Genomic DNA, 17,283 nt, shown 5'->3' with positions numbered 1-17,283 from the left:
TACGGGCGGGGTCTGACAATCGGCCCCGGCGGCCTGCGGGACGGGGTTCCAAGGCCCGGGGCTCCGGCCGGGCACGGGCGCGGACGGCGGGGGACGGGCGCGGACGGCGGGGACGGGCGCGGTCAGGGGGGACGGGCGCGGTCAGGGGACCGTGCGCGACACCACGTACACCATCGGACGGCCCGGATCGGCGAGGTTGACCAGGACGTCGTGGGTGGGTGCCGGGTTCGGCTGCTCGTGGACGAGGCCCCACCACGGGCCGGGCCGGTCGAAGCTCCAGCCGGTGATGTGCTGGTCGCGGTCGCCGATGGCCGGCTCGTCGCGCTTCAGGTCGCTCCGGGAGACGCCCATGCCCGCCAGGAACGCGTCCAGTCCCGCGGCGGTGGTCTCGAACTGGACGTAGAGCCGGCTGGTCTTCCAGTTGTTCGTCTCGTAGTAGGCGACCTCTTCGGACGGGGCCGGGACGGGGACCTCGTAGAGGCGGCGCTGGAGCTTGGAGGGCCAGCCCTCGGTCAGGCCGGTCGCCGAGTACTTGGCCTCCTTGACCTTGCCGCTGTCGCGGCTCTGGTTGGCGGAGATCACCAGGTAGCCGGCCGGGACGCCGATGAGCAGGACGATGATGAGCAGGGTGAGCGCCCGCCGGCGGATCATGTGCCGGCGGTCCTCGGCCGGGCGCGCGGGTTCCTCCGGGGGGCCGGTCCCGTCCGGGCTGGGGCCCGTCACAGCGACTCCCCGGACGTACGGCGGGCCTCCGCGTACCGCTCGTACCGCTCGTAGCGCTCCACCCGGCGCCGCTTGGCGCGCCGGAACCGGCGGGCGACCAGTCGGGCCAGGTCGGCGGCGCCGACCATGCCGGCCTCGGGACCGAGCTGGGCGCGGACGATGCGGGCCTCCGGGCGGTAGCCGCGGCCGGTGAGCTGGCGCTTGAACGCGTCGCGCGCGGGGCCGATCAGCAGGTCGTCGGCGGCGCTCACACCACCGCCGATGACGAAGCAGGACGGGTCGAGCGCGGCGGCGAGGTTGGCGATGCCGACGCCGAGCCACTGGCCGATGTCCTGGAGCAGCTCGACGCACATGGCGTCGCCCTCGCGGGCCAGCTCGGTGATCATCGGGCCGTTGATGTCGGCGATGTTGCCCTTGACGTGCTCGATGACCCCGTACGCCACCGGCGAGTCCGCGGCGGCCAGCTCGCGGGCCTCCCGGACCAGGGCGTTCCCGGAGCTGTACTGCTCCCAGCAGCCGCGGTTGCCGCACGGGCAGCGGTGGCCGCCGGGCACGACCTGCATGTGGCCGAACTCGCCGGCGACCCCGTACTTGCCCCGCTTGACCTGGCCGTCCTCCAGGATCGCGCCGCCGATGCCGGTGCCGAGCGTGATCATGACGAGGTGGTCCTCACCGCGGCCGGCGCCGAAGCGCCACTCGGCCCAGGCGGCGGTGTTGGCGTCGTTGTCCACGAGGACGGGGACCGCGAGGCGGCCGGCGATGCGGTCGCGCAGCGGTTCGTTGCGCCAGGCCAGGTGGGGGGCGAACAGCACGCGGTTGCGGTCGGCGTCGACCCAGCCGGCCGCGCCGATGCCCACGGCGTGCACGTCGTGCCGGTCGGACAGGTCCAGGACCAGCTCGACGATGGTGTCCTCGACGACCTTGGGGCTCTTGGACTTGTCCGGGGTCTCCGTGCGGAGCTTCTCCAGGATGTTGCCGTCCGCGTCGACGACGCCCGCCATGACTTTCGTGCCGCCGATGTCGATGCCGACCGTCGGCACGCGGGGTGCCGTGAGGTGCGAGCGGCGTTCCCTGGTGCCCACGGTGCGCAGGACCGGGGCGCGGCGGGAGCCGATGGGGGCGGTGAAGTCGCGGTAGGTGCTCATCGGGTGCGATTCTGCCGCACGGCTGTGCCGGGTGCCGAATGCGAGGAGGCCGGCGTGAACGGTTCGTTGCCGGGTGCAAGTCCGTTGCGGCTGGTCGCGCAGTTCCTCGCGCCCCTAAGAGGGGCGTTGCAGTTCGTGGCGTAGATCATCGAGCTCGTTTCCGCCTGCCATCTGGCGAGTCAGTTCGTCCAGGGTGATGTCCTCGCGTTCGTGGTTGCCCACCATCGCGCCCCGCTTGAGCAGCACGAACCTGTCCCCCACCAGGTACGCGTGGTGGGGGTTGTGGGTGATGAGAACAACACCCAGGCCCTGGTCGCGGGCCGCCGCCACGTACTTCAGGACCACACCGGACTGCTTCACGCCGAGGGCCGCCGTCGGCTCGTCGAGCACCAGGACCTTCGCGCCGAAGTGCACCGCGCGGGCGATGGCCACGCACTGGCGTTCGCCGCCGGAGAGGGTGCCGATGGGCTGGTCGACGTCGCGCAGGTCGATGCCCATGCGGAGGAGCTCCGCGTGGGTGGTGCGGCGCATGTGGTCGACGTCCATGCGCTTGAAGGGGCCGACGCCCTTGCGCGGCTCGGAGCCGAGGAAGAAGTTCCGCCAGACCGGCATGAGCGGGACGACGGCCAGGTCCTGGTAGACGGTGGCGATACCGCGGTCCAGGGCCTCGCGCGGGGAGGAGAGGCGGGTCTCCTCCCCGTCGAGGGCGAGCGTGCCGCCGTCGTGCTGGTGGAGACCCGCGATGATCTTGATCAGGGTCGACTTGCCGGCGCCGTTGTCGCCCAGCACGCAGGTGATCTCACCGGCGTGGACGGCCAGCGAGACCCCTTCGAGCGCGCGGACGTTGCCGTAGTGCTTGCTGACGTCGGACAGCTCGACGAGCGCCGTGCGGCTTTCGGTCTGTGTCACTTGGCGGCCTCCGCGCGCTTGCGGACCCAGGCGTTGAGCAGGGTCGCGAGGAGCAGCATCGCTCCGAGGAAGAACTTGAACCAGTCGGGGTTCCACTCGGCGAAGACGATGCCCTTGCTGGTCATGCCGAAGATGAGGGCGCCGACCGCCGAGCCGACGGCGCTGCCGTAGCCGCCGGTGATCAGGCAGCCGCCGATGACGGCCGCGATGATGTAGATCAGTTCGTTGCCGACGCCCTCGCCGGACTGGACGACGTCGTACGAGAAGAGCAGGTGCTGGCCGGAGATCCAGGCGCCGAGGGCCACGCCCATGTAGAGGCCGATCTTGGTCCTGGTGACCGGGACGCCGACCGCGCGGGCCGCGTCCTCGTTGCCGCCGACCGCGAAGATCCAGTTGCCGGCGCGGGTGCGCAGCAGGATCCAGCTGGCGACGGCGACCAGGGCGAGCCACCACAGGATGGTGACCTTGAAGCCGACGCCGCCGACGGTGATCGTGGAGGCGAAGACGTCCCGGGCGGAGGGGAAGCCCTCCATGTCGGCGATCGTCTTGGTGGAGACGGTGCCGTCGATCAGCTTGGTGAAGCCCAGGTTCATGCCGGTCAGCATCAGGAAGGTGCCCAGCGTGATGATGAAGCTGGGCAGCTTCGTGCGGGTGAGCATGAAGCCGTTGAAGGCGCCGATCGCCAGGGTGACCAGCAGGGACACCCCGACGCCGACCCAGACGTTGGCGGTCATCTGGTAGCTGAACATCGAGGAGATCAGCGCCGAGGACGTGACCATGACGCCGGCGGACAGGTCGAACTCGCCGCCGATCATCAGCAGCGCCACGGGGACGGCCATGATGCCGATCGTGGAGGCGGCGTAGAGCACCGTGCTGAGGCTGGAGGCGCGCAGGAAGCTGTCGGCGAAGAACGCGAAGAAGACGAAGACGGCGATCGCGCCGACGACGGACCCTAGCTCGGGGCGGCTCAGCAGTTTCCGCAGGCCGGAGGTCTCCAGCATCCTCTCGTCCGTGTCCTTCGGCTCCGTGTCCTTGGGCTGCGTGGCGCTCACCGGGTGCCCCGCTTCGTGTAGTCGGCCAGCGCCGCGGCGTCGTCCTTGGTGATGATCTGCGGGCCGGTGAGCACCGGCCGGCCGCCGCCGAGGACGTCGGCGTTGTACTTGTACAGCCACAGCAGGTCGACCGCCTCATAGCCCTGGAGGTAGGGCTGCTGGTCGACGGCGAAGCCGAGGGTGCCGTCCTGGAGGCCGGCGGCGACCTTGGCGTTGAGGTCGAAGGTGTCGATCTCGGCCTTGCTGCCCGCGCCCTGCTTGGCCTTGACGGCCGTGTCGGCGTAGGGGGCGCCGAGGGTGACGACCGCGTCGACGGACTTGTCGGTCTGGAGCTTGGCCTCGATGGCGGACTGCACGTCCGGCATGCTGGTGCCGGTGACGTAGAGCCGCTGGACCTTGCCGTCGAAGGTCTTCTCGACGCCGTCGCAGCGCTGCTCGTGGCCGACGTTGCCCTGCTCGTGCAGGACGCAGATCGCCTGCTTGCGGCCCCGCGCGTTCAGCTCCTCGCCGACGGCCTCGCCGGCGATCGTCTCGTCCTGCCCGATGTGGGTGAGCGCGCCGAACTCCTTCGACTCCCGCGAGCCGGAGTTCACGGTGACCACCGGGATGCCCGCCTTCTCGGCGCGGGCGACGGCGGCCTTCATGGCGTCGGGCTTGGCGAGGGTGACGATGATGCCGTCGACCTTCTTGTCGACGGCCGCGTCCACGAGCTGCGCCTGCTGCTGCGCCTCGTCGTCGTGGGAGTACAGGAAGTTGATGTTGTCCTTGACCGCGGCCTGCTCCGCGCCGCTCTGGACGATGTCCCAGAAGGTGTCGCCGTCGCCCGAGTGAGTGATCATCGCGAAGGTCCAGCGGGGGGTGTTCACCGCCGCCCTCCCCTGAGCCGCCGCGGCCTTGCGGGCGTCCTCGGCGCGCTTGCCGCCGGTGCTGCTGCAGCCGGCGAGCGACACCGACAGTGCCCCCGCCAGTGCGATGCCTACCCAGGTCCGAAACCGTGCCACGAGGCCGTGCCCTTCTTGCTGTGCCGTGCTCTGCTGCTGGGTTCTGGAAATCCCAAACGCCCCATTGTCCGACACGGGCATCGGTCATGCGGCGCCGGGGAGCAGCGGTCGGTCACATTGTCCGGACATGGAGACCGGCCCGCACGGCGGACCGGGCCCCTCGGCCGGTCCGAACCCCTCGGCCGGTGCGGGTCAGGACCGTACGAGCAACTGGAACTCGAAGGAGTAGCGGGACGGCCGGTAGGTGTGCGTGCCCAGTTCGACCGCGCGCCCCGTGTCGTCGAACGTCGTGCGCCGCATGGTGAGCAGCGGCGCGCCCTCCTCCTCGCCGAGCCGCTCGGCCTCGGCGGCGGTGGCGGCGCGGGCGCCGATGGACTGGCGGGCGCTGTGCAGGGTGATCCCGGCGGCGCGCATGAGCCGGTAGAGGCCGGTGGCCTCCAGCTGTCCGGGATCCAGGTCGAGGAGACCGGGCGGCAGGTGGTTGCACAGGTACGCCATCGGCTCCCCGTGCGCGAGGCGCAGCCGCTCGACCCGGTGCACGTCGCTGCCCTCGGCCACGCCGAGCGCGGCGGCGACCTCGGCCGTCGCCGGGACGACCGTGTCGACCAGGAGCTTCGTGGCCGGGCGCTGCCCCGCCGACTCCAGGTCGTCGTAGAGGCTGCTGAGTTCCAGCGGGCGCTTGACCTGGCTGTGCACCACCTGGGTGCCGACACCCCGGCGGCGTACGAGCAGTCCCTTGTCGACCAGGGACTGGATGGCCTGGCGGACGGTGGGCCGGGACAGGCCGAGCCGTGCGGCGAGCTCGATCTCGTTGCCCAGCAGGCTCCCCGGTGTCAGCGCGCCGTGCTCGATCGCCGCCTCCAACTGCTGCGCCAGCTGGAAGTACAGCGGCACGGGGCTGCCGCGATCCACGCTGAGGTCCAGCGCCACGGTCGGGTGCACTTCTGGTTTCGGCACGGTCCGAGCGTAGCCCGGTGAGCTATTGACGGGAAGTCGTGCGGTCCGGTTGTCCGGACATACACATCGACAGCGCGCGGGCCGTGGCCCCCTTTGTTTCCCTGCGCATCGGGATCATCGGTACGGGCCGTATCGGCACGGTGCACGCCCACACGCTCAGCCGCCGCCGGAACGTCGGATCCCTGGCCCTCACGGGCGCGGGCCTGGCGCGGGCGCAGGCCCTGGCCCACCGGCCGGACGAGTCGGCGGCGCCGGGGTGGACGAGATCTCCCGGTGCGAGCGCAGGGCGGTACGGCCGGCGGAGGTGCCGGGAGCGGCGGAGCCGGTGACGGACCGACCGGCTGCCTCCGGCGACAGCGGCGTGCGTCACCGGGCCCCGCGACGGCGGTGTCCGGGGACGCTCGTCCCGGCGCGGCCGTCCGTGGTGGGGTGATGGGAGCGGATGTCCCGGCGACACGCCGTCCGTGCGCCGCTCTGCCGGGACATTCGCTCCGATCAAGGGCCCTGAGGACGCACCGACAGCATCCGTACGGGGCGAGAGGGGACGTACGGGGCGGGGCGGGGCCCGACGGCAGGAGCCGGCTAGTGCCGCGGCAGGCGACGTTCGCCCGGTGAGGAGCGGCGTCCGGTGCGTGCTCCGGGGGTCCCCCGGCCGGAGGCCGGGGGAGTGCCGGCCGGAAGCCCTCGTACTGGACGTACGCGGGCTTCCGGCCGGTGCGGTGAGTGGGGGCACCCCCTCCGGGGGAGCGTGCCGGGCGTCGCGACGGGGCGAACGCCGCCTGCCGCGGCACTAGGGGGCGTCGTCCTGGTGTTCGTCCAGGAGGCCCGCGTCGTACGCCAGCAGCGCGATCTGCACGCGGTTGTCGAGGCCGAGCTTGGCCAGGATGCGGGAGACGTGGGTCTTGACGGTGGCCACGCTCATGTAGAGCTCCGCCGCGACGGCGGCGTTGGCGAGGCCGCGTCCGACGGCGACGGCGACCTCGCGCTCGCGGTCGTTCAGCGCGGCGATGCGGGCACGCGCGCGCGTACGCCTCGTGTCGGCACCGGTGCCGGCCGCGTGCTCCATCAGCCGCCGGGTCACGGCGGGCGACAGGACGGGGTCGCCGGCGGCGACCTTGCGCACCGCGTCGAGGATCTCCGCGGGCGGGGTGTCCTTCAGGACGAAGCCGGCGGCGCCCGCGCGCAGGGCCCGCAGCACCTGCTCGTCGGCGTGGAAGGTGGTGAGCACCACGACCTGCGGGGCGTCCGCGCGGCCGCGCAGCCGCTCGGTGGCCGTCAGACCGTCCGTCCCCGGCATCCGGATGTCCATGAGGACGACGTCCGGACGGGTGCGGTCGACGAGTGCCTCGACCTCGTCGCCGTCGGCGGCCTCGCCGACGATCTCGACGTCTTCGGCGCCGCCCAGCATGAGGGACAGTCCGGCCCGCACGAGCGGGTCGTCGTCGACGAGGAGCAGTCTGATCGCAGTCATGGCCACACGTAATCACGGCCGCCGGAGGGATCACACACGGACCGGGCCCTTCCCTCGCACCGGCGGGGCGGTGACGGCGCATCAGGAAGCCGGGACGGCGTTCCGGCGCTCATCCCCACGGCAGCCGCGCCCGTACCTCGAAGCCGCCGTCGGCCGTGGGACCGTGCTCCAGCGCGCCGCCCGCCAGCGTCGCACGCTCGGTCAGCCCGATCAGGCCCTGCCCGGAGCCCGGTACGTGGGGCACGTCCCCCTCGGGCGGGGCGTTGCGCACGGACACGGCGAGACCGTCGCCCGGCGCCCCGGTGACGGAGAGGGTGACCTCGGCGCCGGGGGCGTGTTTGCGGGCGTTGGTCAGGGCCTCCTGGGCGATGCGATAGGCGGTGCGGCCCACCGAGGCGGGGACGGCGGTGGGGTCGGTGACGTGCCGGACGAAGGCCACCTCCATGCCGGCCTGCCGGGACTCGGCGACCAGGACGTCCAGTGCCGCGAGCGTCGGCTGGGGGCGGCCCCCGTCGTCGGCGTCGCCGGCCCGCAGGACGCCGATGATCTCCCGCAGGTCCTGCAGTGCCTCGTGCGCGCTCTCGCGGATGACGCCGGCCGCCCGCACCACCTCCTCGCGGGGCGCGTCGGGCCGGAACTCCAGGGCGCCGGCGTGCACGCTCAGCAGCGTCAGCCGGTGGGCGAGGACGTCGTGCATCTCCCGGGCGATGGCCTCCCGCGCCAGTCGCTGCGCCTGTTCTGCCCGCAGCCGCGCCTCCGTCTCCGCGTGTCTGGCCCGGTCGCGCAGGCTGAGCATGAGCTGGCGCTTGGACCGGGCGAGCATGCCCCAGCCGGCCACCGTGACCGCCAGCAGGCAGCCGAGGAGGACCACGCCGAGGTAGGGCAGCTGGGGGTCGGGGCGCAGCCAGTAGAGAAGGGGCTGCATCAGCATGTTGACGCCGGTCAGCCAGGCGGTGTACCGGAAGGGCCGGTGCACCGCCACGGTGAAGAGGGCGACGAGGGCGGCCCCGCTCGAGGTGAGCGAGACGAGCCCGACCGGTACCAGCGCCACCGCCAGCCCGACCGGCCACCGGCGTCTGCCCCACACGGCGGCGCACGCGAGGGCGCCGATCAGCTGGTCGGCGACTCCCCAGCCGGGCGGGAGAGCCGGCTCCTGGTCCAGCGTGTCCACGCTCAGCAGGCCGATCAGGACGGCGAGCAGGAAGCAGGCGAAGTCGACGAGCCAGTCGCGTGCGGTGCGCCGGGACCGGCGTCCGGGCTCCTCGGCGTCCGGATCGAGCTGGTCGGCCAGCGCCGACGGCAGCAGCCAGCGTCGCCCCTGGAGCACCGGGACGGTCCGCACCGGCTTGTCATCGTTCACGGTCGGCAAATCTACGCAGCGCGGGCCGCCGTCGCCCCGGTGCGCGGCGGATCGGCGACCGAAGTCGCGCGGTCGTAGACCTTCGGTGTACCGGGCGGTGCGCGACGGGGACTTCGGTCGGGAATGCCTCGCCCCGCGGCCGATGTGGGTGGGGGGTCCGCGGGGCGAGAGTCGGGGGCATGAAGAAGGTTCTGGAGATCGCGGGCTTCCTCGCCCTGGTGCAGGGCGTGGCGGGCGTGGTGCACGAATTCACCGACTGGAACTGGGGGTTCGTGCACCGGCTCGGCTTCCTCGACGGGTACGAGGTCTACGCGAGCGTCGCGCTGATCGCGCTGGCGCTGGCGCTGTTCGCCGCCGCGGAGAACAGCGGAGGGCGGTGAGCACGGAGGCCGGGCTCCGCGGCGCCGTCCTCAACAGCCGTGTGCCTCACAAGCCGTGGCCTCAGCAGCCGTGGTCCCTCAGCAGCCGTGGTCGACGAGGTCGAACGACGCGTAGTGGTCGGCCGTGTAGTAGTCCTCCCGGCTCGCCTCGCCGGTGACGATGCGGCGCGCTCCGCGGGTGTCGGAGCCCGGGGTGATCACCGTGTACTCGTGGTAGTACCCGGTGGACCGGCTGGGCAGGACGCCCTCCCGGTTCCGGAAGACGGTCCCGTCCTGTTCGTACGGGTAGGGGCCGCCCCGCTCGATCAGGTCGAGCGTGTCGTGCGCCTGGGAGGGCAGGTCGCTGTAGCAGATGTCGCCGACCGCGGCGGGGGCGGCGCCGGCGGTGGTCGCGGAGACGGAACCGCCCACGAGGAGGGCGGACAGGACTGCGGCTGCGGCTGCGGCGCCGATCCGGGCGGCGCGTGGGGGGAATCGCATGCCCTCATGATGACGCGCGTAGACGATGGCATGTCAATGACAAGGCCATGGAGTTTCCCTGAACGTCCCATGTGTTTCCGGCGAGTTCGCATCATCGCCGACACCGTCGGCCGCGGATCAGGTCGACGTCCGTTCGCCGCCGGTGTGGACACGCGGGGCCCGCTGAGATGGATCCATGGACACGAACACGAACTCACTCGCTCCCTCCCCCCTGACCGGCCGGACGGCCCTCGTGACGGGCGGCAGCCGCGGCATCGGCGCGGCCACCGTGCTGCGCCTGGCGCGGGAGGGCGCGGACGTCGCCCTCACCTATGTGAACGGCGAGGACGCGGCCTCGGACGTCGTACGGGCCGTCGAGGCGCTGGGGCGCCGGGCGGTGGCCCTGCGCGCGGACTCCGCCGACGCCCAGGAGGCCGCGGGGGCGGTCGAGCGGGCGGCACAGGCGCTCGGGGGCGGCGTCGACGTGCTGGTGAACAACGTGGGCGCGGGCGTGCTGGGCCCGCTGGAGAGCCTGTCGCTCGCCGACGTCGACCACCTGCTGGCCGTGAACGTCCGCGGCGTCTTCCTGGCCTCCCAGGCGGCCGCGGCCCGCATGGCGGAGGGCGGCCGGATCATCACGATCGGCACCTGCATGACCCAGCGGGTGCCGGGGCCCGGCGGCACGCTGTACGCCATGAGCAAGGCGGCCCTCGTCGGCCTGACCAAGGCCCTGGCGCGGGAGCTCGGCCCGCGCGGGATCACGGCGAACATCGTCCACCCGGGCCCGATCGACACGGACATGAACCCGGCGGACGGTCCCTACGCGAAGGGCCAGGCCGCCATGACGGCCCTGGGCCGCTTCGGCACGGCGGACGAGGTGGCGTCGACGGTGGCCCATCTGGCCTGCGCCCCGTACGTCACGGGCGCGGAGTACGCGGTGGACGGCGGCCACGCGGCGTAGGGGACGTGCCGGGCCAACGTCCCCGGACGTGCGCGCGGGGCGCACCGGTGCTGTCCTGCCGGTGCGCCCCGCGGGTGTGCGGGGACCGGCCGTTCCCGGTTCGTCGCCGGGGGCGGCCGGTCCGTGCGTCAGCCGCCCAGTTCCTGGTGGCGGGCGGCCAGGTGGGCCGCGCCGTCCTCGGTCAGGGAGCCGAACAGGCGCAGGCGGGAGATGCCGCCGTCGGGGAAGATGTCCACGCGCGCGTGGGTGCCGACGGCCGGCTCGGGCAGGACGAAGCGGTGGTTGGTGTCGGGCTGCATCCGGGTGCGGGGCAGCACCTCGCGCCACTCACCGGTCTCGCCGTCCTTCACCGACACCGACGCCCAGCCCGCCGAGTTGCCCTTCAGGTACGCCGTGTCGATCTCGATCGCGCGGATCTGGGAGCGGTCGACCAGCCGGTAGCTGATCCAGTCGTTGCCCCGGTCACGGCGGCGGCGGGTCTCCCAGCCGTCGTCCATCTTGCGGGAACGGCCCGGCTGGATGGTGTTGGTGGCCGGCGAGTAGAAGAGGTTGGAGGCGTCCTCGACCTGGCCGCCGTTCTCCAGCGCGACCACGTCGAAGGTGCCGAGCGCGGCGAGCCACGCCGGGTCCGGAACGACCTCGCCGTACACGCGCAGGCGGGCGATGCCGCCGTCGGGGTGCTGCTTGAGACGCAGGTGGGTGAAGCGCTGCTCGGCCGAGACGGCGAAGCCGTTGGCCGCGTGGCCGCCGACCGCGGTGCGCGGGACGAGGGTCGTCCACTTCACGTCGTCAGCGAGCAGTTCCTCCGGCGACGGGGAGCCCGCGACCGAGGCGCCCTCGACGGAGACCGCCTGCGGGTAGTTGCCGCGGAAGTGGGCGGTGTCGACGACGATGCCGCGGATCACGCCGGGCGCGCCGAGGCGGATCAGCGCCCAGTCGTGGTCGTCCTCGGTGGGCCAGGGGTGCTCGGCGGAGGCACCGCGGCGGCGGCGGGTCTCCCAGCCGTCCATGACCTTGCCCTTGTGCCCGAAGTGCTCGGGGTCGAACTCGGCGCGCTCGGGCACCAGCAGGTTCTCGCGCTGGGCGAAGAACTCGTCGTTGGCGGCGACGACACCGGCGCCCAGTCGCCGGTCGGCGAGGTTGGCGTACTGGGTGAAGGGGAGGTCGGCGCTGCGGTAGTCCGCGTACGGGTCGCCGCCTCCGTAGGGGTTCGCGTCGCCGGTGAAGCTGGCCAACGAGGTGTTCTGCTGGGCCGTCACGGTGATCAGGTGTTCCTTTCGGGGTCGTTCGAGGTGGGTGTCGGGGCAGGTCCGGACCGTCAGGGCGTCCGGGAGAGGAGCTGTCCCTTCGGATCGGTGAAGACGCCGTCCGCCACGATGCGCTCTCCGCGCAGCCAGGTGGACTTCACGACGCCGTACAGGGTCTTGCCCGCGTACGCGGTGACGCGGTTGCGGTGCTGGAGGCCGGCCGGGTCGACGGTGAAGGTCTCGTCGGGGGCGAGGACGGCGAAGTCGGCGTCGTGGCCCGGCGCGATGGCGCCCTTGCGGGCCTCCAGTCCGACCAGGCGGGAGGTGTTGGCCGACATCCAGCGGACGATGTCCTCCAGGCCGTGGCCGCGTTCGCGGGCCGCGGTCCACATGGCCGCCAGGCTCAGCTGGAGACCGGCGATGCCGCCCCAGGCGGTGGCGAAGTCGTCGGTCTTCAGGTCGGCGGTCGAGGGCGAGTGGTCGGTGACGACGCAGTCGATGGTGCCGTCGGCCAGCGCCTGCCACAGCAGGTCCTGGTTGGCCGCCTCGCGGATGGGCGGGCAGCACTTGAACTCGCTCGCGCCGTCCGGGACTTCCTCGGCGGTGAGCGTGAGGTAGTGCGGGCAGGTCTCCACGGTGAGGCGGACGCCCTCGGCCCGGGCCCCGGCGATCAGCGGCAGGGCGTCGCTGGAGGACAGGTGGAGCACGTGCACCCGGGCGTCGAACCGCTTCGCCTGCTCGATGAGGGCGGCGATGGCGGTGTCCTCGGCGTCGCGGGGACGGCTGGCGAGGAAGTCGGCGTACCGGGGGCCGCCCTGCTGCGGGGCGGCGGCCAGGTGGTGCGGGTCCTCGGCGTGCACGATCAGCAGGCCGTCGAAGGCGGCGATCTCGGCGAGGGACCGGGCGAGCTGCTCCTGGTCGAGGTGCGGGAACTCGTCCACGCCGGACGGCGACAGGAAGCACTTGAAGCCGAAGACGCCGGCCTCGTGCAGCGGGCGCAGGTCCTTGACGTTGTCCGGCAGGGCACCGCCCCAGAAGCCGACGTCGATGTGCGCCTTGTCGGCGGCGACCTGCTGCTTGGTGCGCAGGTTCTCGACCGTGGTGGTGGGCGGGATGGAGTTGAGCGGCATGTCGACGAGGGTGGTGACGCCACCGGCGGCCGCGGCGCGGGTGGCGGTCCAGAAGCCCTCCCACTCGGTGCGCCCGGGGTCGTTGACGTGCACGTGGGTGTCGACCAGCCCGGGCAGGACGACGTGGTCGCCGACGTCCTCCAGGCGGGCGCCCTCCGGTACGGGCGCGTCGTACGGGAGCACGTCCGTGATCGTGCCGCCGCTCACCGCGACGGACGCGGCGCGTATGCCCTCGGGAGTGATGACGCGCGTCGAGCGCAGCACCAGTTCAGCCTGGGACACCCGAACCCCTCTCTCTGCAGTCGTTCCGCCGCCGGTCCACCGCCGGCCCGCCGGTTCACATCCGGTCCACAGCCGGGAAACGGGATCTCTCACCACGTAACGGACTTCAACGTTCTGTTGAAGGAGTCTTCACTTCCCGTTCCACGCCGTCAAGAGGCACCCTTCACCTTGAGCGCGACCGACGACCCCGCTCTGGACGTTTCCACAAAGCGGAATTACTATTCCGACAGACAGAACGTAGCTATGTACAAGCGGGGAGTCAACCGGCCGCCGGGTAGGCTTCTGCCCTCCCGCCAGCCCCGAAAGGAACGTGCCGTGCCGACGTCCAGCGCCAGCACCACCGACTCCGCCAGGTCCGCCCCGGGCGGCGTCCAGTCCCTGGAACGCGCCTTCGACCTGCTCGAACGGATGGCGGACGCGGGCGGCGAGGTCGGCCTGAGCGAGCTGTCCGCGAGCAGCGGACTGCCGCTGCCCACCATCCACCGCCTGATGCGCACCCTCGTGGCCTGCGGGTACGTACGCCAGCAGTCCAACCGGCGCTACGCGCTCGGCCCGCGCCTGATCCGGCTCGGCGAGTCCGCGTCCCGCCTGCTGGGCACCTGGGCGCGCCCGCACCTGGCCCGGCTGGTCGAGGAGACCGGCGAGACGGCGAACATGGCCCTGCTCGACGGGGACGAGATCGTCTACGTCGCACAGGTGCCGTCCAAGCACTCGATGCGCATGTTCACCGAGGTCGGCCGCCGCGTCCTGCCGCACTCGACGGGCGTCGGCAAGGCCCTGCTCGCCGGCTTCCCGCCGGAGGAGGTGCGGGCCCTGCTGCACCGCACCGGCATGCCGGCCGCGACGGACAAGACGATCACCACGCCGGACGGGTTCCTCGCGGCGCTGGAGGAGGTGCGGCGCCAGGGGTACGCGATCGACGACAACGAGCAGGAGATCGGGGTGCGCTGCCTGGCCGTCTCCGTGCCGGACTCCCCCACCGCCGCGGCCATCTCCATCTCGGGCCCGGCGGGCCGCGTCACGGAGGACGCGACCGACAGGATGGTGCCGCTGCTCCAGCAGGTGGCGGCCGAGCTCTCGGAAGCGCTGCTGGCCTCGAACGGCAACCCGGCCACCTGAGCCGCCACGCGGACGTCCGGCCCCTGGCGGGGACACCGCCGGGGGCCGCTTACGTCGCGTGCCGGTGCCTCACCGCCGCGGCGGGTCCCCGAACAGCTCGACGGCGTGGCGGACGTCCGTCAGCCCGGACGACAGGGCGCTGACGGAGCCGATCGCACCCGCTATCAGCAGCAGGGACCGGCGCAGCCTCGGCACCTCCGGGACCTCGTGGTCCGCCATCGCGGCCAGGTCGGCCAGTTCGTCCTCGGCGATCGCCCGGTCCGGGAAGTCCGCGGGCAGCACGGCCAGTTGACGGCGCAGCCGGGACACCGCGGTCCGCAGTGCCGCCACCCTCACGTCCGCGTCGTCGACGGTCACGTGCCTCTGCCCCAAGCTCCGCAACACAGCCCCTCCCCCTCGCACCCCGTCGTGCGCCCCTGCGCGGTGAACGTGCCGAGCACCCCCGTGACGCCGGCCGGGCGGCCGGGGGTGCGGGCCAGTAAACGCCACCCGGTGCCGGGCGCGCCACCGCGAGGACCGAAATTCAGCCCCGGGAAGCGGGGGCGCGCCGGGTGTTCGACGCGCGGTCAGGTATGCAGGACGCATGACGGACAACGAGGACCAGGTGGCCGGGCTGCTGCTCGCCGCGGGAGGCGGACGGCGGCTCGGCGGTCGGCCCAAGGCACTGCTCGAGCATCGCGGGCACCTGCTCGTCGAACACGCGGCCGAGGTACTGCGCGCGGCCGGCTGCGCCCGCGTGCACGTCGTCCTGGGCGCACGCGCCCGGGAGGTGCGCACGCGGGCGGCGCTCGCGGGATGTGTCCTGGTGGACAACCCCGAGTGGGAGCGGGGCATGGGCACCTCGCTGCGCGCCGGACTCGCCTCGCTCGCCGGCACGGGGGCGCGGGCGGCGCTGGTCTCGCTGGTGGACCAGCCCGGCATCGGCGCGGAGGCGGTGGCGCGGGTGCACGCCGGGTACCGGGACGAGACGTCGCTGGTCTCGGCGGCGTACGCGGGCGTGCGCGGCCATCCCGTCCTCCTCGGGGCGGCCCACTGGGCGGGCGTCACGGCGACCGCGACCGGCGACCGGGGGGCACGCGCCTATCTGAGGGAACACGAGGGGGACATCGCGCTCGTCGAGTGCGGGGACGTGGCGCGGCCGTACGACATCGACACCGAGGCGGACCTGCGCCACCTTGAGTGAGGAGCGTGGCACTGGGCGCCACCATCCCTCGACTCAGAGAATCTCGACATCAACAAACCATTGAAGTTCCACGATGAGGAAACTACTATCCACTGACCAGAAGCACTCGACCGCACAGCGAGTGCGCTATGCCCCATACGTGCCCGTTGGCACCCGGTGCCACCGCTGAAGGAAGTGACAGCTCATGTCCGCACCAGCGCCGTCCACGCTGGCCATCGTCGACGCCGAGCCCCTGCCCCGGCAGGAGGAGGTCCTCACCGATGCGGCGCTCGCCTTCGTGGCCGAGCTGCACCGGCGGTTCACGCCCCGGCGTGACGAGCTCCTCGCCCGCCGTGCGGAGCGCCGCGCCGAGATCGCCCGCACCTCCACGCTCGACTTCCTCCCCCAGACCGCCGCGATCCGCGCGGACGACTCCTGGACGGTGGCCCCCGCTCCGGCCGCGCTGAACGACCGCCGCGTCGAGATCACCGGCCCGACCGACCGCAAGATGACCATCAACGCCCTCAACTCGGGCGCGAAGGTCTGGCTCGCGGACTTCGAGGACGCCTCCGCCCCGACCTGGGAGAACGTCGTCCTCGGTCAGCTCAACCTGATCTCCGCCTACACCCGCACCATCGACTTCACCGACGAGCGCACCGGCAAGTCGTACGCCCTGCGCCCCGAGGAGGAGCTGGCGACGGTCGTCATGCGCCCGCGCGGCTGGCACCTCGACGAGCGCCACCTCCAGGCCGACGGCCGCCCGGTCCCCGGCGCCCTGGTCGACTTCGGCCTGTACTTCTTCCACAACGCCAAGCGCCTGCTGGACCTCGGCAAGGGCCCGTACTTCTACCTCCCGAAGACGGAGTCCCACCTGGAGGCCCGCCTCTGGAACGACATCTTCGTCTTCGCGCAGGACTACGTCGGCATCCCGCAGGGCACCGTCCGCGCCACCGTCCTGATCGAGACGATCACGGCCGCGTACGAGATGGAGGAGATCCTCTACGAGCTGCGCGACCACGCCTCCGGGCTGAACGCCGGCCGCTGGGACTACCTGTTCTCCATCGTCAAGAACTTCCGTGACGGCGGCGCGAAGTTCGTGCTCCCGGACCGCAACGCGGTCACGATGACCGCCCCGTTCATGCGGGCGTACACCGAACTCCTCGTGCGCACCTGCCACAAGCGCGGCGCGCACGCGATCGGCGGCATGGCGGCGTTCATCCCGTCCCGCAAGGACCCCGAGGTCAACAAGGTGGCCTTCGAGAAGGTCCGTGCCGACAAGGACCGCGAGGCGAACGACGGCTTCGACGGCTCCTGGGTCGCCCACCCCGACCTGGTCCCGATCGCCATGGAGTCCTTCGACAAGGTCCTCGGCGACAAGCCGAACCAGAAGGACCGCCTGCGCGAGGACGTCGACGTCAAGGCGGCCGACCTGATCGCGATCGACTCCCTCGACGCCAAGCCCACCTACGACGGCCTGGTCAACGCCGTGCAGGTCGGCATCCGCTACATCGAGGCGTGGCTGCGCGGCCTGGGCGCCGTCGCCATCTTCAACCTGATGGAGGACGCGGCCACCGCCGAGATCTCCCGCTCGCAGATCTGGCAGTGGATCAACGCGGGTGTCGTCCTCGACAACGGCGAGAAGGTCACCGCCGAGCTGGCCCGCAAGGTCGCCGCCGAGGAACTGGCGAACATCCGCGCCGAGATCGGCGACGAGGCGTTCGCGGCCGGCAACTGGCAGCAGGCGCACGACCTGCTGCTGACGGTCTCCCTGGACGAGGACTACGCCGACTTCCTGACGCTGCCGGCGTACGAGCAGCTCAAGGGCTGACCCCCGGCCCGGCGCCCACCGCCTGCCCGTGCCCCGGTACCGCACAGCACCGGGGCACGGGCACATTCGTGCGCCCATGTCACTGCAGGCGCACGGC

At 72.4% G+C, this 17,283-nt stretch carries 17 protein-coding genes and 1 pseudogene; 6 read left to right on the top strand and 12 right to left on the bottom strand.

Features of this window, described 5'->3' with window-relative positions:
• Window positions 1–141: 141 nt before the first annotated feature.
• The 6 genes from ACIRFH_RS23915 to ACIRFH_RS23890 all read right to left on the bottom strand — a co-directional run bounded on the left by ACIRFH_RS23915 (window position 142) and on the right by ACIRFH_RS23890 (window position 5,760).
• Window positions 142–723 (bottom strand): sugar kinase, encoded by a 582-nt coding sequence (locus ACIRFH_RS23915; protein WP_403524284.1) that lies wholly within the window; start codon window positions 721–723, stop codon window positions 142–144.
• Window positions 720–1,868: an ROK family glucokinase gene (locus ACIRFH_RS23910; protein ID WP_403524281.1), complete on the bottom strand. Its 1,149-nt coding sequence runs from the start codon at window positions 1,866–1,868 to the stop codon at window positions 720–722. Before ACIRFH_RS23910 ends, ACIRFH_RS23915 begins: the two co-directional genes overlap by 4 nt.
• Window positions 1,869–1,982: 114 nt before the next feature.
• Window positions 1,983–2,777: an ATP-binding cassette domain-containing protein gene (locus ACIRFH_RS23905; protein ID WP_403524279.1), complete on the bottom strand. Its 795-nt coding sequence runs from the start codon at window positions 2,775–2,777 to the stop codon at window positions 1,983–1,985.
• Window positions 2,774–3,778: an ABC transporter permease gene (locus ACIRFH_RS23900; protein ID WP_403524379.1), complete on the bottom strand. Its 1,005-nt coding sequence runs from the start codon at window positions 3,776–3,778 to the stop codon at window positions 2,774–2,776. Before ACIRFH_RS23900 ends, ACIRFH_RS23905 begins: the two co-directional genes overlap by 4 nt.
• A gap of 47 nt (window positions 3,779–3,825) precedes the next feature.
• Window positions 3,826–4,830, bottom strand: a complete 1,005-nt coding sequence (locus ACIRFH_RS23895) for a sugar ABC transporter substrate-binding protein (protein ID WP_403524276.1) — start codon at window positions 4,828–4,830, stop codon at window positions 3,826–3,828.
• A 192-nt stretch (window positions 4,831–5,022) separates the two neighbouring features.
• The gene (locus ACIRFH_RS23890; protein ID WP_403524376.1) at window positions 5,023–5,760 is read right to left on the bottom strand and encodes a GntR family transcriptional regulator; all 738 of its coding nucleotides are present in this window, start codon (window positions 5,758–5,760) and stop codon (window positions 5,023–5,025) included.
• Between the two features lie 128 nt (window positions 5,761–5,888).
• Between ACIRFH_RS23890 and ACIRFH_RS23885 the strand changes: the two are divergent.
• Window positions 5,889–6,044 (top strand): annotated as a pseudogene (locus ACIRFH_RS23885) (dehydrogenase); the annotation flags it as partial.
• 533 nt (window positions 6,045–6,577) lie between these two features.
• Here the strand turns inward: ACIRFH_RS23885 and ACIRFH_RS23880 are convergent.
• Window positions 6,578–7,258, bottom strand: a complete 681-nt coding sequence (locus ACIRFH_RS23880) for a response regulator (protein WP_403524273.1) — start codon at window positions 7,256–7,258, stop codon at window positions 6,578–6,580.
• Between the two features lie 109 nt (window positions 7,259–7,367).
• Window positions 7,368–8,618 (bottom strand): sensor histidine kinase, encoded by a 1,251-nt coding sequence (locus ACIRFH_RS23875; RefSeq protein ID WP_403524270.1) that lies wholly within the window; start codon window positions 8,616–8,618, stop codon window positions 7,368–7,370.
• A gap of 179 nt (window positions 8,619–8,797) precedes the next feature.
• On the opposite strand from ACIRFH_RS23875, the gene ACIRFH_RS23870 reads away from it, so the two are divergent.
• Entirely contained in the window at window positions 8,798–8,998 is a 201-nt protein-coding gene (locus ACIRFH_RS23870) for a hypothetical protein (RefSeq protein WP_403524267.1), read from the top strand.
• 78 nt (window positions 8,999–9,076) lie between these two features.
• Here ACIRFH_RS23870 and ACIRFH_RS23865 read toward each other — a convergent pair whose 3' ends face one another.
• Complete coding sequence (locus ACIRFH_RS23865; RefSeq protein WP_403524265.1) at window positions 9,077–9,478, bottom strand: ribonuclease domain-containing protein; 402 nt, start codon at window positions 9,476–9,478, stop codon at window positions 9,077–9,079.
• Window positions 9,479–9,653: 175 nt separating this feature from the next.
• Between ACIRFH_RS23865 and ACIRFH_RS23860 the strand changes: the two genes are divergently transcribed.
• A complete protein-coding gene (locus ACIRFH_RS23860; RefSeq protein ID WP_403524262.1) occupies window positions 9,654–10,418 on the top strand; it encodes an SDR family NAD(P)-dependent oxidoreductase in 765 nt (254 codons plus the stop codon).
• Window positions 10,419–10,546: 128 nt separating this feature from the next.
• Here the strand turns inward: ACIRFH_RS23860 and alc are convergent, their stop codons facing one another.
• Together alc and allB are read right to left on the bottom strand one after the other, a co-directional pair.
• Complete coding sequence (alc, locus tag ACIRFH_RS23855; protein ID WP_403524260.1) at window positions 10,547–11,677, bottom strand: allantoicase; 1,131 nt, start codon at window positions 11,675–11,677, stop codon at window positions 10,547–10,549.
• 59 nt (window positions 11,678–11,736) lie between these two features.
• Window positions 11,737–13,077, bottom strand: coding sequence for an allantoinase AllB (allB, locus tag ACIRFH_RS23850; RefSeq protein ID WP_403524257.1), 1,341 nt, complete (start codon window positions 13,075–13,077; stop codon window positions 11,737–11,739).
• Window positions 13,078–13,392: 315 nt separating this feature from the next.
• Here allB and allR point away from each other — a divergent pair, with 315 nt between their 5' ends.
• Entirely contained in the window at window positions 13,393–14,196 is an 804-nt protein-coding gene (gene allR, locus ACIRFH_RS23845; RefSeq protein ID WP_403524254.1) for an allantoin degradation transcriptional regulator AllR, read from the top strand.
• A gap of 69 nt (window positions 14,197–14,265) precedes the next feature.
• On the opposite strand, the gene ACIRFH_RS23840 is transcribed toward allR, so the two are convergent.
• On the bottom strand, window positions 14,266–14,580 hold the full coding sequence (locus ACIRFH_RS23840) for a DUF5955 family protein (protein ID WP_403524251.1): 315 nt from the start codon (window positions 14,578–14,580) through the stop codon (window positions 14,266–14,268).
• Window positions 14,581–14,779: 199 nt separating this feature from the next.
• Here ACIRFH_RS23840 and ACIRFH_RS23835 point away from each other — a divergent pair, with 199 nt between their 5' ends.
• Entirely contained in the window at window positions 14,780–15,379 is a 600-nt protein-coding gene (locus ACIRFH_RS23835) for an NTP transferase domain-containing protein (RefSeq protein WP_403524248.1), read from the top strand.
• A gap of 184 nt (window positions 15,380–15,563) precedes the next feature.
• On the top strand, window positions 15,564–17,186 hold the full coding sequence (gene aceB, locus ACIRFH_RS23830; RefSeq protein WP_403524245.1) for a malate synthase A: 1,623 nt from the start codon (window positions 15,564–15,566) through the stop codon (window positions 17,184–17,186).
• Window positions 17,187–17,283: the final 97 nt, after the last annotated feature.

It is taken from the genome of Streptomyces sp. NPDC093586 (genome assembly GCF_044764905.1).
Taxonomy (GTDB): domain Bacteria; phylum Actinomycetota; class Actinomycetes; order Streptomycetales; family Streptomycetaceae; genus Streptomyces.
Note: the sequence above shows the minus strand (reverse complement) of the source record. Positions and strands in the feature narration are given on the sequence as shown.

Coding starts and splice junctions, on each gene's coding strand:
- ACIRFH_RS23865 (WP_403524265.1), bottom strand. CDS start 9,478: ATGCGATTCCCCCCACGCGCCGCCCGGATCGGCGCCGCAGCCGCAGCC.
- ACIRFH_RS23870 (WP_403524267.1), top strand. CDS start 8,798: ATGAAGAAGGTTCTGGAGATCGCGGGCTTCCTCGCCCTGGTGCAGGGC.
- ACIRFH_RS23910 (WP_403524281.1), bottom strand. CDS start 1,868: ATGAGCACCTACCGCGACTTCACCGCCCCCATCGGCTCCCGCCGCGCC.
- ACIRFH_RS23860 (WP_403524262.1), top strand. CDS start 9,654: ATGGACACGAACACGAACTCACTCGCTCCCTCCCCCCTGACCGGCCGG.
- ACIRFH_RS23900 (WP_403524379.1), bottom strand. CDS start 3,778: ATGCTGGAGACCTCCGGCCTGCGGAAACTGCTGAGCCGCCCCGAGCTA.
- ACIRFH_RS23835 (WP_403524248.1), top strand. CDS start 14,780: ATGACGGACAACGAGGACCAGGTGGCCGGGCTGCTGCTCGCCGCGGGA.
- ACIRFH_RS23880 (WP_403524273.1), bottom strand. CDS start 7,258: ATGACTGCGATCAGACTGCTCCTCGTCGACGACGACCCGCTCGTGCGG.
- aceB (WP_403524245.1), top strand. CDS start 15,564: ATGTCCGCACCAGCGCCGTCCACGCTGGCCATCGTCGACGCCGAGCCC.